This is a genomic window from Motiliproteus sediminis (assembly GCF_017912535.1).
Lineage (GTDB): Bacteria > Pseudomonadota > Gammaproteobacteria > Pseudomonadales > Balneatricaceae > Motiliproteus > Motiliproteus sediminis.
In genome coordinates this window covers 573,758-596,819 of the sequence record NZ_JAERQK010000001.1, presented here as the reverse complement: position 1 = coordinate 596,819, position 23,062 = coordinate 573,758, and the positions used below count along the sequence as shown (strand labels likewise).

Sequence of the window (23,062 nt, the reverse complement as noted above, 5' to 3'; positions counted from 1 at the left end):
TTTCAGCTTGGTCCGCACTCGGTGGCGGGGCTTTGACCGCTTCGACAGGGCGTCAAAGTCATGCCTCGCGTGTAAGCCAAGCTGAAAGTCAAAAGCTCGCAAGGCCTCATTCGCAGGCGCCGCAGCGCCCTTGGCTGTAGCACCGGAAGAGGCTGGATAGCTTGCCTGATATTAAGGTCGGTTTCCCCTCCAGGACAGCTAACGTTCGCTCAAGCTTTTCAATCCAAACACGGTCAATCAACTGGCCCCGTTCAGCATCGAAGGTGTCATTGAAGCTTGGAATACTCAGTGTGCCGACAACCTTGCCGTCAAAATGCGGAGCGGAAGCTTCTGCCAGCTTCAACACGTTTTTTGCGCCACCGGGCCCTGGCGATGTCGCGAGCATCACAATCGGTTTGCCGCGAAAGACGTTACGGTCAATGCGGCTCAGCCAGTCAAAGAGGTTTTTATACGCGGCGGTGTAGTTGCCGTTGTGTTCGGCAAACGAGATCAATATCGCGTCCGCCTGTTCGATCCGGCGTTGGAACGCATGGGCGCAGTGGGGAATGCCGTAGAGCGCTTCCAAATCGATACTGTAAATCGGCAGGTCGAAGTCGTTGATCTCTACATAGTCAATGTCCGCATTCGGCAGCTTACTTGCCGCGTACTTCACCAGTTGCTTGTTAATTGACTGCCGACTGTTGGTGGCAGCAAAAGTCAGTACCTTCATGCTTCGCTCCTGCAGATGTCAGTGATATTGAATGGCTGATCAGCGGCCGAAGTGTCCGCTTAATCAAGCTTGCCCAGGTCACCGGCGTGGTAGCGCGCCACCACATCGTCAATCTCTGCTTGGGAGCTCATGGCAAACGGTCCTTGCTGAACAAAGGGTTCATTGATTGCCTCACCGGAAATTACCGCAAAATGGCTCTGGGACTGCGATGATCCGCGCACCTTGAGCACCTCGCCATCAGCCGCCGAGAGGGTGCTTGACTGACCTTGTTTCAGACTCAACCACTGGCCTTGCAATTGGTACTCGATGTCGCCGTTGACCGCATAGATCCAGGCATTGAAACCGGGCTGGATATGATGCGTGAAAGCCGACGTGCTATCCGCGAACCCATCGAGAATGGTGACCGGCCATACGGGGGTGGCACTCGTTGCCAAGCCATTGCTGTTACCCAGTACCAGCCGCACTCGGTATCCTTGCCCCTCCAGCGTCGGCATCTCTTCACGTTTCACGTGCAATGAGCTGGGGGCGTTGTGCTTCAGGCGTGCCGGCAGGTTTACGAAAATTTGCAGACCGTGAATCGTGGCTCCGTGCCGCGGCGATTCATCGTGAATGGCGCCACTACCCGCATTCAGCCAGTAGAGGTCACCGGCATGAATATCAAAGTCATTGCCCAGCGAGTCGCGGTTGTTGAAACGGCCTTGGGTGTCCTCAAACAACACTGTAACCGCTGAGATACCTGCGTGGGGGTGGGCGCCAAAAGTCGGCTCGGTCATGGTGTAGTGATCAACCATAATGAGCGGATCCATCGCGCCGCCAAACTGGCTGTGACGAAACCCCAATCCGGTGAATCCAGAGCCCACATTCAGTGGATTACCCACAACCGGGGAAAAAGCCATCTCCGATGCATATTGTTGAGTAAGTTGACGAGTCATTGTTTTTCTCCGTTCTGTCTATGGACTAGATAGAAGGTAACAACTCGGTATTCGCAGAAAAATAGCTAATATTTGAACTATTCGTTCCACAAATAGGACGTTGGTATGGGCATCGATCTGAACGACTACTTCTACTTCGTGCATGTCGTCGAGAAGAAGGGTTACACCGCTGCGGCAAAGGCACTGAATATGCCGAAGTCGCGGTTGAGCCGTCATGTGGCCCAGTTGGAAGAGCGCCTCGGTGTCAGGCTGCTGCAACGGACATCCCGCAATGTGGCGGTGACCGAGGAGGGACAAAGTTTCTATCAGCACGCCCGCAAAGTGGTTGATCATCTGGAACTGGCTGAAGCAGCGATGGACAACCGAACCGGAAGCCTCGCGGGCAAAGTGGTGGTCAGTTGCTCAACCGGCATGGCGCAATTTGCGCTGCTGGATATCGTTACCGAATTTGCCAGGCAACACCCTGACGTACTCATTGAACAGCGAGTCGCCAATACCCTAGTGGATTTGGTCGCAGAGGGTGTCGACATCGCGATCCGTGGCCATAGTGGTGAACTGCCAGACTCAAGCCTTATCCAGCGATTTATCGCTACAGTGGAGTGGCATTTCTATTGCTCACCGGATTACCTTCGGCGCGTAAACAAGATTGAAGCGCCCTACGATCTGGCCCAGTGCCGATTTTTGAAGGTAGGGCGAGCCAGCGCGAAAGAGGCTATCCCGCTCCATCACACAGATGGCCTGCGCACCCATCAAAATAGCCGAATCGCACTTTGCTCTGAGGATATGGCGACCATCAGGCAGGCAGCCATTGATGGGTTAGGCGTTACCGCACTACCAAACTATGTTGGTAAATCTGCGGTTCGAGCAGGACAGCTGGTTCGAGTTCTGCCTGATTGGATATCACAGGCGGCAAACCTCAGTCTGCTGATGCCGTCCAGACTGGGTGTTCCAGCGCACACCAAAGCCCTCTCTGAGTACATTCGTGCCCAGCTCCCACTGGCCATCAGCGTCTAAAACCAGCGATCCTGCTGGCTGTAATCCCGGGGCAATTTCATCAGCGGACGCAAGAACAGCGATGGGGAACCGAGCCTCGGACAGGTACTTATCCGGCAGCGGCCGCCCGAATAGTCTCAATACCAGTCCAGAACCCGCAGCGCCCATTTTCCACCTCGTCGTTCAAGAGCACAAAGTCATGCTTGGGGACGATATGACTCAAACTGCGGATTATCTGATCCCTTTCGTCTCGGTTAAATCCTTACAGTGTTTTCAAGGCAGCACGATAGGCATCGGAGCCTGCCCCAAAAAACTTTCACTATGAACTGGAGATTTAACCATGAAACTGAAAACCACCATCAAATCACTCGCAGCAGTTGTAGCTCTGAGCAGTGCCAGCCTGAGTTTTGCCGCAGACATCGACATGAATGCGGACGTCAACGATCTGGCGATCCAAGGCTACGATACCGTTTCCTATTTCACCGCCGGCCAGCCGACGCAGGGTAAGGCTGAATACACCGCAACCTACAAGAACGCGATCTACCACTTCAGCAGCGCCAGTAATCGTGATCTGTTCCGCGCGAACCCTGCCAAGTATGCACCGCAATACGGTGGTTACTGCGCGATGGGTGTGGCGCTGGAGAAAAAGCTTGATACCGACCCCACTGCCTGGCGGATCGTCGACAACAAGCTGTACCTCAACCTGAACCATGCGGTGCAAAAGAAATGGCTGACCGACGTGCCCGGCAATATTCACACTGCTGAAGTGAATTGGCCGGAGATCCGCAACAAAACCGTTGCAGAAGTCAACGCGGACTGATCACCACGAGGTACCGCTATGAGACGGTTTTCGCCCGATAACGACTTCCAGTCGGTTATCAGGGAAAAAGATTGGGCGCTGGTTTACTTCAGCGCCACCTGGTGCGGCCCCTGCAAGACGATGGGGCCAATTATGGAACGGGTAGCCAGCGACCATCAGGGGTCGGTCACCTCCATCAAAGTGGATGTAGACGAAGCCCCTGAGCTGGCGGGACGCTTTGGACTGCGCAGCGTGCCAACGCTACTGCTGTTCAAAGACGGTCAAGTTGTTGATGGCCAGGTAGGCTCCATGCCTAAAGAGGCGGTAACTGCCTGGATTCGAGAGAAAAAGGAGAAAGAGCATGAATAAGCAACTGGTAGCCAGTGCCGCTTTAGCCGCAGTCATGGCCTCCGGGGTGATGGCCCCGGCCCATGCTGGCGGCAAAGAAAAGTGTTATGGGATTGCCGAAGCCGGTCAGAACGACTGTGCCAACCTCGCCGGTACGCACTCCTGCGCCGGACAATCCACCGTCGATAACGATCCCGGTGAGTGGAAACTGGTGGCAAAAGGAACCTGTAACGACCTCGGCGGCATGCTGAAGGCTGAAGCCAAGCAGAAGTATCAGCAGGCCCGAGGCTGACATCGCGGCTCTCAACAGGGTGTCAGCGCTGCATCTCACAGCGGAGGGCACCTAGGTGAACCGCGATAGAGTGCCGACCTGTCCGCCGGGAGGTGGCGGGCGGCACTCAGTTTTTAACTGATCTGACCAATACAGAGGAGATTGTCATGAAAAGTCGCTTCGCTTTGTTCGCTGGATACTACTGGCGGGTATCGCAGCTTTTAAACTACCTGCAACCGTTGGGCCTTCTTGCTGCCCGGTTGTATATCGCCAAGGTGTTCTTCTTCGCCGGACTTACCAAACTGCAGGATTGGGATACCACGCTGTTTCTGTTCGAGGAGGAGTACAGCGTCCCGCTGTTGCCGTTCGAACTGGCGGCCTGGCTGGGAACAGCCGGTGAGATACTACTGCCTGTTTTGCTGGTTCTCGGCTTAACTACGCGCTTTGGTGCACTGGGCCTTAGCGTCGTCAATGTGGTGGCGGTTATCAGTCTGGAAGAGATTGCACCTGCAGCATTGACCCTTCATCTGCTCTGGGGCGTACTGCTGGCACAGCTCGTTATTTGGGGAGCAGGTCGTCTTTCTGTCGATGGGTGGTTTAAGACTCGGTGGCAGCAGCCCGCCGGGACTCGGCCGTGGGGGTTAGCCTGGAACCATTGAGCAGGGGATGGAAAAGAGTCAGCTCGAGATGGCTCCTTTCCGTTCAAACCAACGGCAAAGAAGATGAAGTTAATCCGGGCAGTTCGTCACCAGTTTTCCCAGTGCTTCCAGCGCCTCCACGCGTGGCTTCGTCCATGGGAAAGCAAAGCTGATCCGCAGTGCGTTGCGGTGTCGTTCTTGAGCGGTAAACAGCCGGCCCGGCGTCAGGATGATCCCCCGTTGCAGCCCCGCCTTGTAGAGCTTTAAGCTGTCCACCGCCTCGGGCAGTTCCACCCACACGGTAAGTCCTCCCTGGGGCCGGCTACAGGATTCCATCATCGGCAAATAACGACCGAGCAGTTCGAGTAGTTGTTGGTACTGTTGCCGCAGCGTACCGCGCCTAACCCTCAGATGACGATCAAACCCACCCTCGGTCAAGAAGTCGGTCAATCCCTGTTGCTGAGCGCGGCTACTGGCCAGGCTGGTTGCCACTTTCAGCTGCGTAACCTGCTCCTTAAACAGACCCGGTGCGATCCAGCCGATGCGCAGATCCCGGGATAAACTCTTGGACATGGAAGAGCAGAGCAGCACCAACCCCCGGTGATCATAGGAATGAAGCGTCCGCGGTCGCTGCTCGTTGAAAGATAGTTCGCCGTAGATGTCGTCTTCTATGATCGGCAGGTCGCGACTATAGGCAAGGGATAGAATTCGCTGCTTGTTGGCTTCGGGCATGCTGGCCCCCGTAGGAGTCGAGTAACTGGGGGATACCACCAGCGCCTTGATATCCCAGTGTTGCAGTGCAAGTTCGAACCCCTCGGGGCTCAAGCCTGACTCCGGTGAGCTGGGGAGCTCCAGCGCTTTCAGGCCCAGCACTTCAAAGAGTTGGAAAACGCCATAAAATCCCGGTGACTCTACCGCGACCACATCGCCCCGTCTGGTCGTCGCCATCAACGCCAGCAACAAGGCGTGCTGGCATCCAGAGGTAATAACCAAGCCGTCGGGGTCAATGTTACTGCCGCCCAGATGCAGGCGGCCGGTAATCAATGAGCGAAGGCCAAGCATCCCTTCGGGCGTGTCGTAGTTATCCTGTTCGCCGGTGGTCTGGCGCCGCTGGGCGCGCGCCAAACTGCGGCGTAATGAGTCATTTCCAAGCTCTCTGGCGCTTTCTCCGACGAGGTCGAAAGCGGCCCCTCGCTGCATGATGTCAACCAAGATCTGGGCGCTGCTGACAGGCAGAGGCATCGACTCAGGGCGACTGACCAACGGTGTTTTTATCGCCAGAGGATCCTGCGCTTGGCGGCCTTCAACATAATATCCCGATCGTGGGCGGGCAGTGATTAAGCCTTCTGCCTCTAGTCGATCATAGGCGTTAAGCACGGTCGATTTCGAGATACCCCGCTCATCGCTCAGCTCTCGTATGGAGGGCATTCGGGTGCCAGCAGGGCGGCGTCCGGAATAGATCTCCTCCGTGAGTTCGCGCAATAGTTGGCGGTAAAGAAAGTCCGTCATGGGTACAGATTCTAAAAATTTAATGGGCACAGTCCTTCATCTTAGCAGTCTGTGCACAGACAAATAGAAAAAACTGAATCTGTAACTGTTTTTGCCTCTGCCGTACGCTGAATACCTGCTACTGAATCTTTCACCTTGCGGCTAACAGGGAACGACAGATGTACCAATACGACGACTATGACCGCCAAGTGGTGCGGGACCGGGTAGGGCAGTTCAAGGGTCAGATGGCGCGCTACCTGAGCGGCGAGATGGCAGAGGAGCTGTTTTTGCCGCTTCGCTTACAAAACGGGCTTTACCTGCAAAAGCACGCCCCCATGCTACGCGTAGCGGTCCCCTATGGCATTCTCTCGGCGCCACAGCTGCGCAGGCTGGCTGAGATCGCTCGTCGCTATGACCGTGGCTACTGTCATGTGACGACCCGGCAGAACCTCCAGTTTAATTGGATCACCATGGAACAGGTGCCCGCGATTCTGGAGTCGCTGCTTGAGGTGGAGATGCATGCGATTCAGACCAGCGGCAACTGCATTCGCAATACCACCACCGACCCCTTTGCAGGCGTGGCGGCGGATGAGGTTGTCGACCCGCGCCCATACTGCGAAATCATTAGACAGTGGTCGACGGTGCATCCCGAGTTTGCTTTCCTGCCGCGCAAGTTCAAGGTCGCGGTGACCGGGGCTTCAACCGATCGCGCCGCTATCCGGGTCCATGATATTGGGTTACGGGCGGTGCGCGACGACCGTGACCACATCGGCTTTGAAGTCTGGGTCGGCGGCGGCTTGGGCCGAACGCCCATGCTGGGCAGTAAAATTCGTTCGTTTCTTCCTCGGTCCGATCTGCTGGCGTACCTGAAGGCCGTCTTGCGGGTGTATAACCGTTACGGACGCCGTGATAACAAATACAAAGCGCGCATAAAAATCCTGGTCAAGTCGCTCGGGCATGAGCGGTTCAAAGAGCAGGTCGAAACCGAGTTTGCCGCAACACAGCAGCAAGAGCTGCGGCTTACCCCGGCGGAATTGCAGTACGCGGAGTCGTTTTTCTCGCCGTCAGCCTACGAGCGCATCAATGTTCAGCAGGTTGAAGCAGACCTCTGGATGCAGCGACGGGTGCAACCGCTGTTTGATCGCTGGGTGAAGGCCAATGTGCACCCCCATCGAGTACCCGGATACGCGGCAGTAACTCTGTCCCTGAAAGCCAAGGGGCAGGCCCCTGGTGATATTCACCATAGCCAGCTGGACGGTATCGCCGAACTGGCCGAGCGGTTCTGCTTTGGCGAAGTACGCACCGCGCAGCAGCAAAATATAGTGCTCCCGGACGTTGCTCAATCGGACCTGCTGGAACTCTGGCAGCAACTCACCTATCTGGATCTGGCATCGCCAACTCAGGGTACGGCTGCTGATATCGTCTGTTGTCCGGGGGCGGATTTCTGCAACCTGGCCAACGCGCGATCCTTGCCGGTTAATGACCGCATTCAGGCGCGCTTTGCCGATCTGGATCGATTACACAACCTCGGACCCATCTCCATCCGCATCGCAGGCTGCATCAATGCCTGCACCCACCATCACATTGCCAACATCGGCATTCTCGGCGTGGAAAAGTCCGGGCAGGAGTACTACCAGATCACCCTTGGGGGCGAGTCTGGCGATCATACCCGTTTGGGCAAGGTGATCGGTCCGGCATTGCCGCTGGAGGCGGTGGCCGACGCAGTGGAGCGCATGCTTGAGCTTTACCTGCAGACGCGGCAGGCCGCCCAGGAAACCTTTGCCGCGGTGGTTGAGCGGCTCGGCGTGTCTCGGTTCAAGGAGGTGGTGTATGCCGCGAATCATTAAAGATGGCGGCATTGTCGAGGATGCCGCGCTGATTCTGGGTATTGAAGATGTAGACGCGTTGGCGGATGACGCTGACCGTCGCTGTTTCTTGCCGCTGTCGTACTGGCTCGATCGATATGCAGACCGCAACGATGGGTCGGAATATCCGCATGTCTGGGTCGGATCGCACGACCCCACTGAATCTCTGACGCCTCATCTTTCCAAGATCGCTGCAATCGCTGTTTACTTCGAGCGTTTCTCGGATGGAACCGGTTTCTCCACGGCGGCGCATTTGCGCGAGGTCTGTGGGTACAAAGGTGAGCTGAGAGCCTTCGGTCACATTCTGGCTGACCAGGCCATTGCGTTAAGGCGCTGTGGTTTTAACGCCATGGCGCTGCCTGAGGGTGAGTCTCTGGATACGGCGCTATCGCTGCTGTTGACTGCGGGTCTGAGCTATCAGGGATCCATCTACAACCCTAGAACACCATTTAAGTTTCGATTCCAAGAGGCTGGTTTAAATGACTAATGTTGATGCCGTGCTGCTGTTGTCGGTGTTCACCATCATCGGCTCCGTGGCTGTTTTGGTGGTGTTAGGACGCGGTGCTTACAAGAAGATATTCGCTAACAGCGGGCAAGATCGCACAGCCTCTGGAGGCCATGATGGAGAACACTAAAACGCTTATCCCGACATCCACCATCGACGATATTTATGCAGAGGTGGGCCAGTGGCATGTGAACGTTGGTGAAGAAAAGATACACCCCAAACGCATGTCCGGGCGGTGGCGGCGCCTGAAAAACTGGACCGCGAGTGTATGGCTGCTGTTTTTCTTCGGTCCCTATCTGCGTTGGGATGAGCGTCAGGCGGTGCTATTTGACCTGCCAGCGCAGCAGTTTCACTTGTTCGGGCTGACCGTTCTGCCTCAGGATCTGTGGATTTTGACCCTGATCCTGCTGTTCTTTGCCATTCTACTGGCGGTAGTGACCGCGCTGGCTGGCCGGGTGTTCTGCGGGTTTTTCTGTTTTCAGACGGTTTGGACCGATCTGTTCGTCTGGATTGAAGAGCGGCTTGAGGGGCCAGCCCGGCAGCGCCAGTCTTTAGATCGTGCCCATTGGTCGTTGGCCAAACTCAGGATCAAAGTCGCCAAACACCTGCTTTGGCTGTTGATCGGACTACTTACCGGTATCAGCTTTGTGGCCTGGTTCATGGATGCCGGTCAGCTTTGGCGAGGCCTGTTGCAGCTTACCCTGCCGCTGGAGGCCTGGATCACGGTAGCGGCTTTCACGGTTGGCACCTACACGCTGGCCGGTTTCATGCGGGAACAAACCTGCTTTTGGCTCTGTCCTTATGCCCGTATCCAGGGCGTCATGGTGGATCAGAATACCGTCCTTCCAACCTATGACGCGAGCCGTGGTGAACCGCGAGGGCACCGTAACAAAGCTGCCATCGGTGACCGTCTCGGTGACTGTATCGACTGCAATCTATGTGTGGCGGTCTGTCCGACCGGTATTGATATACGCGATGGCCAGCAACAAGGGTGTATCACCTGCGCGCTGTGCATCGACGCCTGCGATTCGGTCATGGAAAAGATCGGGCGTCCCAAGGGGTTGGTTCGCTACGATTCGCTGACGGGGCTGCAGGGCATCGCCCAGCCAGCCTGGTTCAGGCGGCCCCGCGTTTGGACCTATCTGGCAATTCTGCTGTTTTCGGTGTCGGGCATCGCGTGGGGGCTGGCTACCCTCGACGCTATCGAACTCAAGGTTATTCACCATCGCCAACCGATGTACGTGTTGCAGAGCGATGGCAGCATCCAGAACCGCTATCGGTTAAAGATCCTCAACAAAACAAACCAGCAACTTGAGGCCAGCATCTCAGCATCCGGTCTAACCGGGCTCAAGGTCGTCGGCGCAGCGCAGGATGTAGTGTTGGCTCCCTTGGGAATCACCACGCAGGAGCTATTTGTGCGCATCCCAGCGAAAGAGATCCGTATGGATATGACGCATTTTACCTTCAGCGTGTCGGCAGGTGGCGAGTTGGTCGCGTCGCGCAGCGCTGTTTTTGTAGGCCCGGCCAGCGAACCCGCCAAGGGGTTTTGATAGCAGAGCGCTCTGGTGTCTCGCTAACGACGTTGATCTGGATAGGGGATCTACAATCCCGCAGTACCGCCGTAAGTATCCGATGAGTTATGCAGCGGCAAAGGAGGAATCAGATCAACTTTGCCATAACTCGCTGCTGGGTGAAGCCGGCTCCGACAGCCGGCTTTGAACGGGGGCGGTCGGGGCAGGGGCTCAGCGCCTAGGGTGGGGCTCCACGATCCAGCTGGTAACTTTACGTGTCAGCGGCAACACCAGCAGTAGTGCCGGGAAGGCAACCAGCCATGAGACGCCCCAGGCTCCCATCCATAGCGTCAGTAGGTCGTCACGCCAACCGATAGTTCTCACGGTGCTGATCAGCGATACGATGCAGGTCATAAAGCACGACAGAATAAACGGCGTGACAATGGGAGCCCATTTGGCGGGCAGCTTCAGGGAGGTTGATTTAGATTCGGCCCCGTTCATCGATTACCTCATCCATTGCCGTTGATAACCATTCATTCGAGCACTCGGTTGGAAAACACTAGCCATGAGCCGTAATCAGCTGCTTGGCGGCATGTTTGGCTTTGACCGCTGCGGTAAGGTCACCCTGTACGTGAGCCATGGAGATAGCACCTTCCTTAAGCAGGCAGAGCGCGTCGGTGAGAGGCGCGACCCGTGACGGAGTGATTCCTAGTGCCTGCACCTCTGCATGTATCAGCGCAGCCACGTTGCGCTTGTGCTGTGAACACTGTTGATGCAACGGGTGGTCGACCTCCCCAAACTCGCCACTGACATTGATGAAGAAACAGCCGTTAAAAGGTAACAGTTCATCGACCCTGCTGTTAAACCAGTCATCCAGCGCATCAAATAGCGCGCCAATGCGCTCACTACCCGCCGGAGCTGTTTGCAAACGCCGGGTTAGCCAGTGGAGGAACGAGTCGTCACGATATCGCAGCGCCGCCAAAACCAGTGCTTCCTTACTATCAAAGTGATGATACAGCGTTTTCTTGGCTACTCCCGAGGCGGCCAGTACTTCGTTGATTCCCACCGCGTGAACACCTTTTTGATAAAAGAGTTCAAGCGCTGTCATCACCAGCTGATGACGTTTGTCAGACATGTCTGATCGCTCATGTTGTTTGTGATTGAAACAGATTGACACAGGTAGACCGATCTGTCTACTATCTGCATGTAGACAGATCGGTCTACCTGTTTCTCAACCCACAAATGAGAGGGCTGTCATGCAACGTCTCAACAATGAACTGCAGCGCAATGCCGGGCTCGCAGGCTGGCTGCAAAAGATTAAAGGGGAGGGGGCTGAGCTGCCTCCAAAGTCGTCACTACTGCCGGTGATGATTGCGGGGCTGGGGTCTTTTATCCTGATCGCCAGTCTTGCGGGATTGGCCTCAAGCTTTGAGGCCACATTAGTGCTGGGTTCGTTTGGAGCGTCTTGTGTGCTGGTATTCGGATTCCCTGACGCGCCATTTTCTCAGCCCAGAAATATCCTCGCCGGCCATACCTTAAGCTCTTTGGTCGGATTGCTCTGTTTGACCTATCTGGGTCCGGCGTGGTGGTCGATGGCGCTCGCTGTCAGCCTTGCAGTCATGTTGATGATGGCGACGCGAACGGTGCACCCTCCGGCAGGTTCCAACCCCGTTATCGTGTTTCTAGCGCAACCAGCGTGGGATTTCCTGTTATTCCCGACGGTTGTTGGAGCGTTGGGGATCGTGCTGGTGGCGCTGCTGTATAACAACCTGTCCCGCGAAGGTAGCTACCCTCAGTACTGGTAGGCCAGGTCTAGCCTGGCAGCCGGCACGGGCCGGAGCTGTTTGGCTTATCGGGGGCTTGTGAGGGAATAGTCGCCGGTAAACGAGTTGCCGCTCAGGACTTGCTCCTGACCTTGTCGAGCCACTCTCTGGGCGACAACCCGGTTTTCTTTCTGAACACCCGCGCCAATGCCGATCCGTTTTCATACCCTACCTCGTTGGCGACCAAGCCGACGGGTTTGTTCTTTTTTAACAACCCCTGCGCTACCGCTATTCGCCACTCGGTAATGTAATCTCCGGGGGGTTGGCCAATGATCTCGCGAAACAGTTCCGCAAATTTGGAGCGCGACATGGAGGCCTCGGCCGCCATAGTCTCTAGCGTCCACTGGGCCTGAGGTTCGCGATGCATGGCCGCCAATGCTCTGGAAAGCTGGGGATGAGACAGCCCCGCCATCAGGCCATGGCTAACGGTGCCTTCGTCGAGAACCTGGCGCAGCACTTGAATGAGAAAGATATCTGTCAAGCGATCAATCATCGGCTGACGACCGTAGCGATCTTCGAATGCTTCGCGGAAGAGCCATTCCGCTGACTGCCCCATCAAGTTCGAATTTTCCAGCTCGAAATAGAGAAACTTAGGTAACGCGTTAGCCAGCGGGTTACTCAGTCCATCCCCATAGTGGATATTGGCGCAAACCAACTCGGCCCCTTCGGACTCGTTGGCAATAATGCGGTGCTTGAACATCTTGGGTATGAAGATCACCGCAGGGCGGTCCAGGACTATCTTGTGCCCTTCATCGTTGATGAACGCCAGCGTGCCGGACTTTAGCAGGTGCAAGCTTCCGCCGTCGCTCTGGTCACCGCCGAACGCCTGAATACCGCACAAATTACCGCTGAAGAACACCTCTGCATTCATTGAAAAGCGGTTCAGTATCTCTGAAAGCCTATCCATCGTGTTATCCATCCTTCCCGGACGATCTGCATAAAGGTCCGGATGATCGGTGTCCATCCAGACCGTGAAATTCCCTAGATTGCTAGTCAGTAGCCGGGCGGTATAACCAGTCAGCACCGCCGCTACGGTGCCGGCAATTTTACCATGAAGCCATTCTCTGGTTGCCGGTGTGCGGTTGAATCGTTGTGAGGAAAAATGATGCGGACTGATACCCCTAGGATGCAGGAAGTGATGATAGGCGTGGGCTTACGCCATGCTCACTATGGTGATGTGCTGGCGGACCGCGCCGCTATCGACTTCATCGAGGTGCACTCGGAAAACTTCTTCGGCAGGGGCGGCGCCGCGCGTGCGATTCTGTCGGAGGTGGCTGAGCAATACCCCATCAGTCTGCACTCGACGGCGATGGGGTTGGGCTCAGACAGTGCAATTCCCGAGGCTTACCTGATGGCGCTGCAGGGGCTGGTGGAGATGGTTTCCCCCATACTGGTCTCGGACCATGCTGCTTTTACCTGGAGCCAACTCAATGGCCTCCCGGTCCATGCCGGCGACCTGCTACCGCTGGCCTATAACGAGGAAACCCTCGAGCGGATCAGTCGAAATATTGCCCGTTGCCAACACACCCTCGATCGCCGACTGCTGCTGGAAAATGTATCTGCCTACCTGACACCGGCAAACTCCTCTCTGAGTGAGACCGCCTTCCTCACCGCCGTGGCCGATGAAAGCGGCTGTGGGCTGCTGGTCGATCTGAACAACATCGTGGTCAACGCTCGTAATGCCGGCAGCTCCGACGTTGAAGGCGACGCCAGGGCGTGGCTGGATCAGATTGCTCCTCATCATGTCGGGGAGCTGCATCTGGCTGGGTATTCAGAGGTGAGCGAGGGGGAGATCGCAATTGACGACCACGCCCGCCCGGTCTCTGACGTTGTCTGGTCGCTCTATGCTCACGCCCTGCGGCGATTCGGAGCTGTCCCGACCCTGATTGAGTGGGATAACGACCTGCCGGATTGGCAGGTGCTGCTGTCCGAAGCGGACAAAGCCCGCCAGATAGCCCACAAGGTATTAAACGACAGGGCCTGAGCGAGCACACAGATGAAGAGCAAGCCGATGAAGAGTGAGCAACAGCGTTTGATCGCGGCCATTTTTGCGGGGGAGGGGATCAGCGGCTTCGACCCCAAAGGGCTGGCGATTTACCAGCGTAATCTGCAAGCCACTGCCCTAAGGGCCTTGGAGATCAGTTTTCCCACCGTCGAGCAGCTTATCGGCAAGGACCTGTTCCGGTATGCCGCCAACCGGCTGCTCGTGCTGTCGCCACCAACTGCCGGGGACTGGGGCACGTGGGGCGCTGATTTCGGCGACCTGCTGGACCACCTGATCGAACTGGAGGACTACCCTTATGTGGCTGACGGTGCCCGTCTGGACTTCAGGGTCCATCAGGCCAACCGCGCGGCTGATGCTTCAGTGGATGCTTCGAGTTTGCAGCTACTTGGCACGGTGCCGACCGACCGACTCCGATTGACACTAAACGATGGAGTGGGATTGCTGGCATCGGACTATCCCATCGTTGATATCTGGATGGCCCATCACGACCAGCGTGGGTCAGCTAGACGCTGGATTGATGCGGCTCAAGAGAAAATGACGCAGGGTGTGGGACAAACTGCATTGGTCTACCGACGGCACTACCATAGCCAGGCTCGGGCGATAGGTTCAGCCGAGCGGAATTGGCTGCAATCGCTGCAAGAGGGCGTCTCGTTAGCGGACGCGCTGGAAAGGGCGAGCCAAACCGGCTTTGAGTTTGAGCAATGGCTACCGCAAGCGGTTGCTGACAACCTGATTCGCAACGTTGAGCGGTACTGACGACCTGGCAAGGAAAAACCCGGCAACGAAAACCCGGCCAGGAATAGCCGTCTCAGGCACCAGCTTGCCGCCGCCAACGGCTGGAAAGGGAATACCTGGCGACAACCCCCTGTTGCTGAACAGCGTGATTGCCGCTAAAACCGCGTTAGCCCTGCGGCGACAACCTCTGATCACTACAATCGGACCGGTTGGTCTGCTTTCTGCATTGGTACCAGCGTATCACTTGCCAGGACGCCCCTATGCTCTCATCCATCTCTTTATCCGCCAGTTCGATTGACCTTTTGCAGCAACGCGGCCTGTCAGACCAGCAGGTGCAGGCGTTCGGCACCTTGCTCAACAAAGCCGCTGAGCAACTCAACGGCGAGCAGTCCGCCAGGCAGGTACTGAGCAATATGTCACCGGACGAGATAAACCTGGTGCAGAAGGCGACCGGGTTGGTTGATCCCATTCGCCCGAGCACCCTGAGTGACGAAGGTGCTATCAACCTGCTTGCGCAGCCGGACAAGACCGGCATGGTCGATCTGAATAACGACGGTATTGTCGAGGTGGGCATCGGTAAGATGATCACTTTTCCTCCGGTCAACGCCCCAGCTTCCGTACACCAGGCTTGGGAGAAGGCCACTGCTCAACTGTCTGAAGGGGACAAGATGACCATGCAGCTGCACATGCATTCAGCGACCTATGGGATCCGTATCGATGGTGTAGCCACCAAACAAGCGTTGCCTCCTGAAGAGCAGTGGTCTTCCGCCGGGTGGCAGAAACTGTTGGAGAGTGTCCGGGCTGGACTGGATTTTGCCGTTTCCATGGATGGCTGGACTCGAACCAACTTGCTTAGGCAGGACTTCTTTAACAAGTTTGAAAATGAGCTGACCCAGAGGATCGGTTGAGCCTGTTTGTCTTTCGTTACCAATACAGTCCTCTTAAAGGAAGTAAAAATGCAATTAAGCCCAGCCCTATCCGGTGCCCAGCTCTACCAAAACACAGCCTCAATGTCGCTGGAAACCCTACTCCTTCTAACGCCAGTAGTGACAAGACAAATACCGACTCAATCGCTTTAAGCTACGCGGGTAAATATGCTGAGAAGAACTGGCAAGCGATAGCCGCAAAGTACGATGTAACCAATATCTCAACACATGGACGCGGTCAGATGGCAGCGGATCTCATGAACGCCGGCCTTATGCCTCCAGGCGTCGGTATAGCGTTAGTAGCCCTATTGGAATGAATCATGACCCAAATAACAAAATCGATTTTCTTGATGCCAGCCGGCAAAGCCTAAGTTTTGGAAAAGCCCATGGCGCATCACAGGAGCAAACTCTATTGATGCAGAAAACCGTCAATTTATTGGAAAAAATTAAAGCACTGTCCATCGAGGAGTAGAGTGAAAATGGAGAGATAAGATGAAGATCCCGACATTACAATCCTCAATCGCTCGCCAGAATCCAGTGTTAAGTCATTCTGACAAACTAGGCATATCGGGCACACGGGCAATAGGAGCAGTGACTGACAGCCTTCACAATATCAGCGCCGTTGGCAAGATCATAGCGACCTCTACCAGGGAAGGGATGATGGGGCTCGGCGCTATGGCGTTGGGAAAGAGTAGCATCAGTGAGTGGTCAAGTAAGGGCATAGAGATATCAGAGGAAAGTTTGATTGCCGCAGCTAAGGCCTTTCAGGATGCGTTTAAACAGGCTGTGGAGCAGAAGGGGAGCCAGACTGGAGGTGCCAGAGTTTCGATTAACAAACATCAGGTCGTCATGAACAACCAGCAGGTTCCTGAGTGGTTTTCTCAGGAATATGATGCTGCTTTAGCGATGGTTGATAATCCTGAGCATCAAAACGCCTTTAAAGGTGGGGCGTTGTTTTATGTAACATTACCTGAAGCAACGGCTCAGCCACTTGCTGCTTACCATTCGGCTGCCGAAGGCCCTCTTGTCTCAGGCAGCAAATCGTCACTGAGCGGAAGCTTTGTAGAGGCATAGTTAATTTTCCCCGTTTACACCAGCGACGCTGGGAGCACTTGTAAGCCTTTTTAGGGAAGGATCGTTGGCAATATAGACGCCAGCAGCAACGCGGCCATGATCAGGTTGAAACCAACCTTACGACTGTGATCCGAGAGTAGTGCTTTAGATTGCTGGCCTGCCAGCGTCCATAAAGTTACCGATGGAACATTGACCGCCGCGAAGACCAGGGCGATCATCACCACGCCTTGCCATGACGCGGCACTGTTGTGGATATTCACGGCCGCGAGCGCCATGGACCAGGCCTTGGGGTTGATCCACTGGAAGCTGGCAGCGGCCCAGAAACTCATCGGTTTGAAGCTTAATGCTGGACCGTCAGAGGGCCGGCTCAGGGCGATGTTGATCGCCAGGTAAATCAAGTAGATCACGCAGCCGACCTGCAGGCCCTGCAGTAGCAACGGATAGCTTGCGAACAGCTCCGCGATACCGAGGCCAATCAGCGTGACCATCAGGCTAAAGCCCAGCACAATACCGAGCATATGGGGAATGGTGCGCAAGAAACCCACGTTGGCACCCGATGTCATCAGCATGATGTTATTTGGCCCGGGTGAAGCGGTTGACGCAAAAGCGAAGCTGGCCAGGGCCGCCAGTTGCTGGTACTCCATAATCGTTCCTCGTTCGATAGCCAGTACCCGGTAATTTTATTGCTTTGCTGTTCGAATATTTCACCTTTATGCTGTCGGTAGGCGCTTTCTGGACAACAAAGTTGTGAAGATAGATAGGTATAGCGAAACAATACTGCGCGAGCTCAAAAGCGACGGTCGGCTCTCTAATGTGGAGCTGGCTCACAAGATCGGTTTGTCACCCTCGGCGACACTGAGGCGAGTTCAGGAGTTGGAACGAAGCGGGGTCATCAAGGGCTATCGCGCGATTCTGGATCCGGGCAAGCAGGGCATTGCGTTTGTCGCTTATGTGATGGTCGGGCTGTCCGACCACAGCAAAGGGTCCCAGCAGCAGTTTGAACAGCGAATCGATCGGGCCAATGAGGTGAGCGAGTGTCATAACGTAACCGGCTCCTGCGAGTTTTTACTGCGTGTCGAGACGGAAGACCTGGCGGCGTACAAACGTTTTCATACCGACGTGCTGGGGGAGATCCCGCAAGTCAGTTCGATTGTGACGCTGGTGGTGATGGATTCGCCTAAGGACAGTCGCTGAACGAGTGGTGCCTGCATCCGTCGTTCAGCGACTTGGCCACGTATGCCACTTATCAAGAGCAGCGTGAATTGGCGTCTGGTGAATGCACGCTGCTCGGGATCTCAACAGGCAACCATGGCCGGTAGCAGGCCGCTATTGGGCATGCGTCGCTATCGGTTCCGGATAGTTCTGGGGAAACAGCGCACGCTGAGCCAGTTCGTCCCGTTCGGACTTAAACGCAATCTCTTTACCGGTCTGACGCGCGACCTTGACCGCCGGCCGCTCGTTGATCGCGTTGAACCAACGCGATAACTCCGGATAGTTATCCAGTTCATCTTCACCCAGCACCAGTGACGCGCGGTCTATCCAACCCCAGGCGGCCATATCAACGATGGTGTAGCTGTCGCCCACAATAAAGTCCCGCTCCCGCAATCGTTCGTTAAGCACCTCGTAATGGCGGGCGGCCTCGCGCCGGTAGCGGTTAATGGCGTAGGGCACGCTTTCGGGCGCCATCCGTTGGAAATGCACCGATTGCCCGGAGAAGGGGCCGAGTCCAGAGGCGATAAACATCAGCCAGGAGAGCAGCTCGCCGCGGTTGTCCGGCGCTCCGTTAAACTGGCCTGTTTTGTCAGCGAGATAGAGCAGGATCGCGTTGGAATCAAACACCACCGTACCATCGTCATCGATCGCCGGCAGTTTTCCGTTTGGATTCACCTGTCGGAAGCTAAGCTGGTGCTGTTCGCCTTTGAGGGTGTCGATTGGAATCAACTGGTACTCCAGGCCGGCTTCGGCCAGGAACAGGGCGACCTTCATGGGGTTGGGGGTCGGGTGAAAATAGAACTTCAGCATATTGTGGCTCCAATAGGCGATTGTCGATGTTGGGCTAGCCGTAGCGGCTAGCGAGGCTGTGGCACGCTCAGGCCTTTGAAGTCATCGGCCTGGTGCCGCTCGTGCAGCTGCTCTGCTGGCGCCCCCCAGGTGCGGTTGACGATGCGCCCACGCTGAACAGCCGGCCTTAGAGCGATCTCCTCGGCCCAGCGCTGGACATGCTTGTAGGCGTCAACATCGAGGAATTCCGCCGCGTTATAGAGGGCTCCGCGCACCAGACCACCGAACCAGGGCCAGATAGCGATATCCGCGATGGAGTAGGCCTCACCGGCAATGAATCGATGCTGGGCGAGCTGCTGATCCAGCAGATCAAGTTGGCGCTTCACCTCCATGGCAAAGCGGTTGATAGGATATTCCAGCGGTTCGGGAGCGTAGTTGTAGAAGTGACCAAACCCGCCGCCGAGGTAGGGGGCTGCACCCTGCAGCCAGAACAGCCAGTTCAGTACCTCGGTGCGTTCGCTCCGGGATTGAGGCAGTAGCTGGCCGAATTGATCGGCTAGATAAAGCAGGATTGCGCCAGATTCGAAAACTCGGATCGGCGTATCACCGCTGTAATCGATGAGCGCCGGGATCTTGGAGTTGGGGTTGGCCGCAACAAACCCGGTGGAAAACTGATCCCCGTCACCGATACGAATAAGATGAGCGTCATACTCAGCTTCGGTCTCGCCCAAGGCCAGCAGCTCTTCAAGCATGATGGTGACTTTCTGACCATTGGGTGTCGCCATGGAATACAGCTGCAGGGGGTGATTGCCTCGCGGTAACTCGGCAGGGTGAGTCGCACCCGCAGTCGGGCGGTTGGTTGAAGCCCAGTTGCCGCCGTTTTCCTTGTCCCACGTCCAGACACGGGGTGGCTGGTAGGCTGAAGAATCATTCATGCTATCTCTCCTTAACGGTCGGTTGCTGGTTAAATCAGTGCGCCACGGGCCCGGTTGTGCTGAGAATCGGTCACCATGCTGATGATAGTCGTGACTATGGTTGTTGTTTGCAAGAATGTGAACGATCATTATCTGCAACTTATAATTTCGATGAGTGGAATAGTCAGATGGATCGGTTTCACCAGATGCAGGTCTTTGTCTGCGTTGCAGAGGACGCCGGCTTTGCGGCAGCGGCAAGGCGACTGGAGATGTCGCCACCCGCTGTGACCCGCGCTGTGGCAGCCCTTGAAGGCGACATCGGCGTCAAACTGCTGAAGCGCACAACACGGCAAGTTAAGGTCACCGAAGCGGGTTATCGTTATCTGCAAGACGCCAAACGCATTCTCGCTGAGGTGACCGCAGCAGACGAAGCTGCCGCCGGGATTCACGCGAAACCGCAGGGGCGGCTGGCTATAACGGCGCCGATGCTGTTCGGCCGCATGTTCGTGCTGCCCGCCATCACCGACTACCTGCAGCAATACCCGGATGTCAGCGTGGATACGGTATTCCTTGACCGGGTTGTGAACCTGCTCGACGAAGGGCTGGATGTGGGCGTACGCATCGGCGAGCTGCCCGATTCCGGCATGCGTGCGTTACGGGTCGGATCGGTACGCATTGTCCTGGTTGCGTCGCCCGACTACCTGGCGCAAGCCGGCTTACCCCATACGCCGGCAGACCTAACGCAGCACGCGCTGATCGTTTCCAAATCGATCAGCTTCACCAGGAACTGGCGCTTCAGCGCAACAGTTGGCGACTTCGATCTCAAGGTCGATGCCAAGTTGTCCGTCACTACCAATGATGCAGCGATTGCGGCGGCGACGCAGGGCGTCGGTATTGCTCGGGTATTGTCTTATCAGGTGGCTGCCGAACTGCAAACGGGACAGCTTAAAACCCTGTTAGCGGAGTATGAGCCGCCCCCGTTGCCGGTCCACATTGTGCACCGGGAAGATCGGACGGCGCCGGCAAAAGTACGCACCTTTATTGACCTGCTGGCGAGTCGGCTTCGCAGCGACAATACGTTGAACTAAGACTAGCATTTAGATTGATAAAGTATCGCAATGCATTGTTTATTATGTGAGTTATCAGGCCGTTTCAGTTCTTGGCAGTCTTGACGCAAACAGCGTTAATCCGATGCCTCCAGCGATCACCGTAGCGCCCAGCCAGGTCCCGAGCGGGTACTGCTCGCCCATCCAAAGGCTTCCGACAGCCAGGCTAACACCCGCTGCGACATAGCCCATCTGGCTCAGCATCACCGGCCCGCCACGCTGCTGGAGACGAAAAACAACCGGCGCGGTCGCCGCGGCTACAGCAACTTGTGCCAATACCAGTGGCAGGACCGTCAGTAGCAGGGCGAGCCCGGCCCAATCTGTCACAAAGGGGATGAGCAGCGCATACAAAACACCGGCGAACAGGTGGCTCAGAAAGGCCAACTCGTCAGGGGCCGCATCTCGCGGCCAGTCAACCGAGCGATACACATTACCTAGAGCCAGTGCCAGCGGGATAGCAGCCGACAACCCCAGCATGGCGTAGCTCGGCGACGACTCAGCCGTGACCCGACTCAGGCTAACGGTGGCAGCGCCTGCCAAGCCAAAAATGATGCCAACTAATCCCCATTTGGTCGGAAGTTGCAATCGAAACAGCGCACTGACCATCAGGGTAAAAACAGGGGAAAGTGCAAACATTAAACCGCTGTATCCGGCGCCCGTATGCGGGATCACGGCAAAGACCAGTAAGTTTGGGCCAGCAAAGGTTAAGGGGCCGGCAATCAGCGCATAGCGCAGCTTCCGCGGACCCAACTGGCGAAAACTTGCGTCTCGAAAGGCGACGGGTAGTAGCGCCAACGCCGAACTGAAAGAGATGAGTCCAACCCAAACAACCGGATGAACACCCGCTGCAGCGGCCAGTTTAGCCAAGGGGAAGCTAAGTCCAATCAGAGTGCCGGCAACGAGCAGAAGCACTCCGGCGGGTAGCAAGGTCGGCCTTTCCTTTTGTCTTGGATTTGCGATCGATAACGACAACATACGGTTCTCCTTGTTGCTAAGCAGGTAGCTGAGATCAGTCGTTTGGCAGTACCAGGCGTCCTGCACTCACGATCTCTGATAGAGCCTTGCGTTCACTGGGCACCTCTCGCTGTTGAAGTTCCGCAGGAAGTTTCTCTACACAGGCTTGGGTACCAACCGCGACTCCGATTTCAACCTTGAAACGCTCAGGCACGCCAAGTGCCTCTCTGACTCTGTCGTGGTGAATTCCGCCCATGGCATGGGCCTGGTAACCCATGGCTGTCGCTTGCAAAGCGAGTTGTGCCCACGCCGCGCCGGCATCAAAGCTGTGGCTGGGAAAGGGCCTCAGAGATTCCTTAGTCTCGTCACCACTGAAACGGTCGGAAAGAATGAAGACCAGCGCCGACGCGTTTGCGGCCCAGCTTGCGTTGAACGGGTCGAGCAGGCCGATGAACGCCTGCCAATAGGCGTCATCACGCATGGCGTACACAAAACGCCAGGGTTGAACATTGTAGGCGGAGGGGGCCCAACGGGCGGCCTCGAAGATTGTCATCAGATCGTCCACTGGCATGGGTGCACGGTCAAACGAGCGGGGTGACCAGCGCTGGGTAAAGAGCGCTTCGATGGGATAACCAACACGGCGGACATCAGTAGCCGTGCGGCTCACGACAGGCTGTGATAGATCGTTCATGGGATGCTCCTGTTTGCAAAAGGTTAAAGACGGTATTCAGCGTACTCAACCTTTCGTGATAGATAATCCACCCAATCGGAATCATATTGTTCTCGAAATTGATCAAATGGGGTGGCAGCTGCGAACGGGGATGAGCCTTCGTCAGCTCTTCGAGGCAGAGGCGGCGTAGTCGTGCCGGTCGGGATCAGCGGGCGCTTTGTAGATCAGCAATTCTCCCTTGCCGACGGGGATCAGGCAGGAGGAGAGTTGCGCTTGTGACTGCACCCAATTTACGAAGTCGGCGAGCTCGTCAGCGTGGGACAGCGCATTGTCACACACCAGCACGCCCCCCGCCTTGAGCAACTCATACAGACGCGGTGCCATGTCCAGATAGGCGCTGCGATCGGCATCCAGAAAGATCAGGTCAACCGGCGCCGGGACGCGGGATAGGGCGGAAAAGGCCTCATCGACCAGCAACGTTATGCGGGACTGCAGGCCCGCTCGATCAAAGTTGGCAGCCGCTTCTTTGGCCTTGGTACGATCGCGCTCAATGGTGTAAACATGCCCCGCGGTTTGAGTCACCGACGAGGCTAGCCACAGCGTCGAATAACCATTGGATGTGCCGACTTCGAGCACGGTTTTAGCCTGTACGGCGTTTACCAGCCACGCCAGAAACACGCCGGTGTCGTGGGTAATGTTTAGATAGCGTTTGGACTTATCGTTCTGAATGCGATCATTGTCGCAGCCGAGCTTTTCCAGCTCCGCCAAGATGGTGGCAACACTCATCGTGGTCTC

General features: G+C 56.2%; 28 protein-coding genes. 16 read left to right on the top strand and 12 right to left on the bottom strand.

Going from position 1 to position 23,062, the window contains the following annotated elements; translation table 11 throughout:
• Positions 1 to 106 precede the first annotated feature (106 nt).
• Both JJQ76_RS02930 and JJQ76_RS02925 read right to left on the bottom strand, forming a co-directional pair.
• A complete protein-coding gene (locus tag JJQ76_RS02930; protein ID WP_210395160.1) occupies positions 107 to 709 on the bottom strand; it encodes an NADPH-dependent FMN reductase in 603 nt (200 codons plus the stop codon).
• 59 nt (positions 710 to 768) lie between these two features.
• Positions 769 to 1,641 carry a pirin family protein gene (locus tag JJQ76_RS02925; RefSeq protein ID WP_210395159.1) on the bottom strand — a complete coding sequence of 291 codons (873 nt, stop codon included), beginning with the start codon at positions 1,639 to 1,641 and terminating at the stop codon, positions 769 to 771.
• Between the two features lie 105 nt (positions 1,642 to 1,746).
• Between JJQ76_RS02925 and JJQ76_RS02920 the strand changes: the two genes are divergently transcribed.
• The 5 genes from JJQ76_RS02920 (at position 1,747) to JJQ76_RS02900 (ending at position 4,711) form a co-directional block, all read left to right on the top strand.
• Positions 1,747 to 2,655, top strand: coding sequence for a LysR substrate-binding domain-containing protein (locus JJQ76_RS02920; RefSeq protein ID WP_210395158.1), 909 nt, complete (start codon positions 1,747 to 1,749; stop codon positions 2,653 to 2,655).
• Between the two features lie 319 nt (positions 2,656 to 2,974).
• Positions 2,975 to 3,454, top strand: coding sequence for a YHS domain-containing (seleno)protein (locus JJQ76_RS02915; RefSeq protein ID WP_210395157.1), 480 nt, complete (start codon positions 2,975 to 2,977; stop codon positions 3,452 to 3,454).
• A gap of 18 nt (positions 3,455 to 3,472) precedes the next feature.
• The gene (gene trxA / locus JJQ76_RS02910) at positions 3,473 to 3,802 is read left to right on the top strand and encodes a thioredoxin (RefSeq protein WP_210395156.1); all 330 of its coding nucleotides are present in this window, start codon (positions 3,473 to 3,475) and stop codon (positions 3,800 to 3,802) included.
• Complete coding sequence (locus JJQ76_RS02905; protein WP_210395155.1) at positions 3,795 to 4,073, top strand: BufA1 family periplasmic bufferin-type metallophore; 279 nt, start codon at positions 3,795 to 3,797, stop codon at positions 4,071 to 4,073. Before trxA ends, JJQ76_RS02905 begins: the two co-directional genes overlap by 8 nt.
• A 146-nt stretch (positions 4,074 to 4,219) precedes the next feature.
• Positions 4,220 to 4,711, top strand: a complete 492-nt coding sequence (locus JJQ76_RS02900) for a DoxX family protein (protein WP_210395154.1) — start codon at positions 4,220 to 4,222, stop codon at positions 4,709 to 4,711.
• A 69-nt stretch (positions 4,712 to 4,780) separates the two neighbouring features.
• Here JJQ76_RS02900 and JJQ76_RS02895 read toward each other — a convergent pair whose 3' ends face one another.
• Positions 4,781 to 6,199 (bottom strand): aminotransferase-like domain-containing protein, encoded by a 1,419-nt coding sequence (locus JJQ76_RS02895; RefSeq protein WP_210395153.1) that lies wholly within the window; start codon positions 6,197 to 6,199, stop codon positions 4,781 to 4,783.
• Between the two features lie 158 nt (positions 6,200 to 6,357).
• Between JJQ76_RS02895 and JJQ76_RS02890 the strand changes: the two genes are divergently transcribed.
• Genes JJQ76_RS02890 through ccoG form a run of 4 tightly spaced genes read left to right on the top strand, consistent with a single transcriptional unit; the run spans position 6,358 to position 10,098 of the window.
• Positions 6,358 to 8,025 carry a nitrite/sulfite reductase gene (locus JJQ76_RS02890; RefSeq protein WP_210395152.1) on the top strand — a complete coding sequence of 556 codons (1,668 nt, stop codon included), beginning with the start codon at positions 6,358 to 6,360 and terminating at the stop codon, positions 8,023 to 8,025.
• On the top strand, positions 8,009 to 8,530 hold the full coding sequence (locus JJQ76_RS02885) for a DUF934 domain-containing protein (protein ID WP_210395151.1): 522 nt from the start codon (positions 8,009 to 8,011) through the stop codon (positions 8,528 to 8,530). The genes JJQ76_RS02890 and JJQ76_RS02885 overlap by 17 nt, the downstream gene beginning before the upstream one ends.
• Positions 8,523 to 8,678, top strand: coding sequence for a hypothetical protein (locus JJQ76_RS02880; protein WP_210395150.1), 156 nt, complete (start codon positions 8,523 to 8,525; stop codon positions 8,676 to 8,678). Before JJQ76_RS02885 ends, JJQ76_RS02880 begins: the two co-directional genes overlap by 8 nt.
• A complete protein-coding gene (gene ccoG, locus JJQ76_RS02875) occupies positions 8,665 to 10,098 on the top strand; it encodes a cytochrome c oxidase accessory protein CcoG (RefSeq protein ID WP_210395149.1) in 1,434 nt (477 codons plus the stop codon). The genes JJQ76_RS02880 and ccoG overlap by 14 nt, the downstream gene beginning before the upstream one ends.
• 192 nt (positions 10,099 to 10,290) lie before the next feature.
• Here ccoG and JJQ76_RS02870 read toward each other — a convergent pair whose 3' ends face one another.
• Both JJQ76_RS02870 and JJQ76_RS02865 read right to left on the bottom strand, forming a co-directional pair.
• The gene (locus tag JJQ76_RS02870; protein WP_210395148.1) at positions 10,291 to 10,560 is read right to left on the bottom strand and encodes a DUF2798 domain-containing protein; all 270 of its coding nucleotides are present in this window, start codon (positions 10,558 to 10,560) and stop codon (positions 10,291 to 10,293) included.
• 58 nt (positions 10,561 to 10,618) lie between these two features.
• Positions 10,619 to 11,194, bottom strand: coding sequence for a TetR/AcrR family transcriptional regulator (locus JJQ76_RS02865; RefSeq protein ID WP_210395147.1), 576 nt, complete (start codon positions 11,192 to 11,194; stop codon positions 10,619 to 10,621).
• Positions 11,195 to 11,315: 121 nt separating this feature from the next.
• On the opposite strand from JJQ76_RS02865, the gene JJQ76_RS02860 reads away from it, so the two are divergent.
• Complete coding sequence (locus tag JJQ76_RS02860) at positions 11,316 to 11,864, top strand: HPP family protein (protein ID WP_210395146.1); 549 nt, start codon at positions 11,316 to 11,318, stop codon at positions 11,862 to 11,864.
• A 91-nt stretch (positions 11,865 to 11,955) separates the two neighbouring features.
• Here JJQ76_RS02860 and JJQ76_RS02855 read toward each other — a convergent pair whose 3' ends face one another.
• Entirely contained in the window at positions 11,956 to 12,846 is an 891-nt protein-coding gene (locus JJQ76_RS02855) for an AraC family transcriptional regulator (RefSeq protein ID WP_210395145.1), read from the bottom strand.
• Between the two features lie 141 nt (positions 12,847 to 12,987).
• Between JJQ76_RS02855 and JJQ76_RS02850 the strand changes: the two genes are divergently transcribed.
• From JJQ76_RS02850 to JJQ76_RS02835, 4 genes are all read left to right on the top strand, one after another.
• On the top strand, positions 12,988 to 13,866 hold the full coding sequence (locus tag JJQ76_RS02850) for an MbnB/TglH/ChrH family RiPP precursor modification enzyme (RefSeq protein WP_210395144.1): 879 nt from the start codon (positions 12,988 to 12,990) through the stop codon (positions 13,864 to 13,866).
• 12 nt (positions 13,867 to 13,878) lie between these two features.
• Entirely contained in the window at positions 13,879 to 14,643 is a 765-nt protein-coding gene (locus JJQ76_RS02845; RefSeq protein WP_210395142.1) for an HvfC/BufC family peptide modification chaperone, read from the top strand.
• A 239-nt stretch (positions 14,644 to 14,882) separates the two neighbouring features.
• Complete coding sequence (locus JJQ76_RS02840; RefSeq protein ID WP_210395140.1) at positions 14,883 to 15,530, top strand: hypothetical protein; 648 nt, start codon at positions 14,883 to 14,885, stop codon at positions 15,528 to 15,530.
• 510 nt (positions 15,531 to 16,040) lie between these two features.
• On the top strand, positions 16,041 to 16,622 hold the full coding sequence (locus JJQ76_RS02835) for a hypothetical protein (protein WP_210395139.1): 582 nt from the start codon (positions 16,041 to 16,043) through the stop codon (positions 16,620 to 16,622).
• 50 nt (positions 16,623 to 16,672) lie between these two features.
• On the opposite strand, the gene JJQ76_RS02830 is transcribed toward JJQ76_RS02835, so the two are convergent.
• Positions 16,673 to 17,266, bottom strand: coding sequence for a LysE family translocator (locus tag JJQ76_RS02830; protein ID WP_210395138.1), 594 nt, complete (start codon positions 17,264 to 17,266; stop codon positions 16,673 to 16,675).
• Between the two features lie 103 nt (positions 17,267 to 17,369).
• Here JJQ76_RS02830 and JJQ76_RS18085 point away from each other — a divergent pair, with 103 nt between their 5' ends.
• Positions 17,370 to 17,816: an Lrp/AsnC family transcriptional regulator gene (locus JJQ76_RS18085; protein WP_210395137.1), complete on the top strand. Its 447-nt coding sequence runs from the start codon at positions 17,370 to 17,372 to the stop codon at positions 17,814 to 17,816.
• Between the two features lie 132 nt (positions 17,817 to 17,948).
• Here JJQ76_RS18085 and JJQ76_RS02820 read toward each other — a convergent pair whose 3' ends face one another.
• Both JJQ76_RS02820 and yghU read right to left on the bottom strand, forming a co-directional pair.
• Entirely contained in the window at positions 17,949 to 18,644 is a 696-nt protein-coding gene (locus JJQ76_RS02820) for a glutathione S-transferase family protein (protein ID WP_210395136.1), read from the bottom strand.
• A gap of 47 nt (positions 18,645 to 18,691) precedes the next feature.
• Positions 18,692 to 19,558, bottom strand: coding sequence for a glutathione-dependent disulfide-bond oxidoreductase (yghU, locus tag JJQ76_RS02815; protein WP_210395135.1), 867 nt, complete (start codon positions 19,556 to 19,558; stop codon positions 18,692 to 18,694).
• Positions 19,559 to 19,725: 167 nt separating this feature from the next.
• Between yghU and JJQ76_RS02810 the strand changes: the two genes are divergently transcribed.
• Complete coding sequence (locus tag JJQ76_RS02810; protein ID WP_210395133.1) at positions 19,726 to 20,625, top strand: LysR family transcriptional regulator; 900 nt, start codon at positions 19,726 to 19,728, stop codon at positions 20,623 to 20,625.
• Between the two features lie 54 nt (positions 20,626 to 20,679).
• Here JJQ76_RS02810 and JJQ76_RS02805 read toward each other — a convergent pair whose 3' ends face one another.
• The 3 genes from JJQ76_RS02805 to JJQ76_RS02795 form a co-directional block, all read right to left on the bottom strand.
• Entirely contained in the window at positions 20,680 to 21,618 is a 939-nt protein-coding gene (locus JJQ76_RS02805; protein ID WP_210395131.1) for a DMT family transporter, read from the bottom strand.
• Between the two features lie 34 nt (positions 21,619 to 21,652).
• Complete coding sequence (locus JJQ76_RS02800; RefSeq protein ID WP_210395129.1) at positions 21,653 to 22,288, bottom strand: nitroreductase family protein; 636 nt, start codon at positions 22,286 to 22,288, stop codon at positions 21,653 to 21,655.
• Positions 22,289 to 22,429: 141 nt separating this feature from the next.
• A complete protein-coding gene (locus JJQ76_RS02795) occupies positions 22,430 to 23,053 on the bottom strand; it encodes an O-methyltransferase (RefSeq protein ID WP_210395128.1) in 624 nt (207 codons plus the stop codon).
• Positions 23,054 to 23,062 lie beyond the last annotated feature (9 nt).

Excerpts from the sequence above, each read along its gene's own strand:
- JJQ76_RS02930 (WP_210395160.1), bottom strand. The coding sequence starts at position 709 with ATGAAGGTACTGACTTTTGCTGCCACCAACAGTCGGCAGTCAATTAAC.
- JJQ76_RS02925 (WP_210395159.1), bottom strand. The coding sequence starts at position 1,641 with ATGACTCGTCAACTTACTCAACAATATGCATCGGAGATGGCTTTTTCC.
- JJQ76_RS02920 (WP_210395158.1), top strand. The coding sequence starts at position 1,747 with ATGGGCATCGATCTGAACGACTACTTCTACTTCGTGCATGTCGTCGAG.
- JJQ76_RS02915 (WP_210395157.1), top strand. The coding sequence starts at position 2,975 with ATGAAACTGAAAACCACCATCAAATCACTCGCAGCAGTTGTAGCTCTG.
- trxA (WP_210395156.1), top strand. The coding sequence starts at position 3,473 with ATGAGACGGTTTTCGCCCGATAACGACTTCCAGTCGGTTATCAGGGAA.
- JJQ76_RS02905 (WP_210395155.1), top strand. The coding sequence starts at position 3,795 with ATGAATAAGCAACTGGTAGCCAGTGCCGCTTTAGCCGCAGTCATGGCC.
- JJQ76_RS02900 (WP_210395154.1), top strand. The coding sequence starts at position 4,220 with ATGAAAAGTCGCTTCGCTTTGTTCGCTGGATACTACTGGCGGGTATCG.
- JJQ76_RS02895 (WP_210395153.1), bottom strand. The coding sequence starts at position 6,199 with ATGACGGACTTTCTTTACCGCCAACTATTGCGCGAACTCACGGAGGAG.
- JJQ76_RS02890 (WP_210395152.1), top strand. The coding sequence starts at position 6,358 with ATGTACCAATACGACGACTATGACCGCCAAGTGGTGCGGGACCGGGTA.
- JJQ76_RS02885 (WP_210395151.1), top strand. The coding sequence starts at position 8,009 with ATGCCGCGAATCATTAAAGATGGCGGCATTGTCGAGGATGCCGCGCTG.
- JJQ76_RS02880 (WP_210395150.1), top strand. The coding sequence starts at position 8,523 with ATGACTAATGTTGATGCCGTGCTGCTGTTGTCGGTGTTCACCATCATC.
- ccoG (WP_210395149.1), top strand. The coding sequence starts at position 8,665 with ATGGAGAACACTAAAACGCTTATCCCGACATCCACCATCGACGATATT.
- JJQ76_RS02870 (WP_210395148.1), bottom strand. The coding sequence starts at position 10,560 with ATGAACGGGGCCGAATCTAAATCAACCTCCCTGAAGCTGCCCGCCAAA.
- JJQ76_RS02865 (WP_210395147.1), bottom strand. The coding sequence starts at position 11,194 with ATGTCTGACAAACGTCATCAGCTGGTGATGACAGCGCTTGAACTCTTT.
- JJQ76_RS02860 (WP_210395146.1), top strand. The coding sequence starts at position 11,316 with ATGCAACGTCTCAACAATGAACTGCAGCGCAATGCCGGGCTCGCAGGC.
- JJQ76_RS02855 (WP_210395145.1), bottom strand. The coding sequence starts at position 12,846 with ATGGACACCGATCATCCGGACCTTTATGCAGATCGTCCGGGAAGGATG.
- JJQ76_RS02850 (WP_210395144.1), top strand. The coding sequence starts at position 12,988 with ATGCGGACTGATACCCCTAGGATGCAGGAAGTGATGATAGGCGTGGGC.
- JJQ76_RS02845 (WP_210395142.1), top strand. The coding sequence starts at position 13,879 with ATGAAGAGCAAGCCGATGAAGAGTGAGCAACAGCGTTTGATCGCGGCC.
- JJQ76_RS02840 (WP_210395140.1), top strand. The coding sequence starts at position 14,883 with ATGCTCTCATCCATCTCTTTATCCGCCAGTTCGATTGACCTTTTGCAG.
- JJQ76_RS02835 (WP_210395139.1), top strand. The coding sequence starts at position 16,041 with ATGAAGATCCCGACATTACAATCCTCAATCGCTCGCCAGAATCCAGTG.
- JJQ76_RS02830 (WP_210395138.1), bottom strand. The coding sequence starts at position 17,266 with ATGGAGTACCAGCAACTGGCGGCCCTGGCCAGCTTCGCTTTTGCGTCA.
- JJQ76_RS02820 (WP_210395136.1), bottom strand. The coding sequence starts at position 18,644 with ATGCTGAAGTTCTATTTTCACCCGACCCCCAACCCCATGAAGGTCGCC.
- yghU (WP_210395135.1), bottom strand. The coding sequence starts at position 19,558 with ATGAATGATTCTTCAGCCTACCAGCCACCCCGTGTCTGGACGTGGGAC.
- JJQ76_RS02810 (WP_210395133.1), top strand. The coding sequence starts at position 19,726 with ATGGATCGGTTTCACCAGATGCAGGTCTTTGTCTGCGTTGCAGAGGAC.
- JJQ76_RS02805 (WP_210395131.1), bottom strand. The coding sequence starts at position 21,618 with ATGTTGTCGTTATCGATCGCAAATCCAAGACAAAAGGAAAGGCCGACC.
- JJQ76_RS02800 (WP_210395129.1), bottom strand. The coding sequence starts at position 22,288 with ATGAACGATCTATCACAGCCTGTCGTGAGCCGCACGGCTACTGATGTC.
- JJQ76_RS02795 (WP_210395128.1), bottom strand. The coding sequence starts at position 23,053 with ATGAGTGTTGCCACCATCTTGGCGGAGCTGGAAAAGCTCGGCTGCGAC.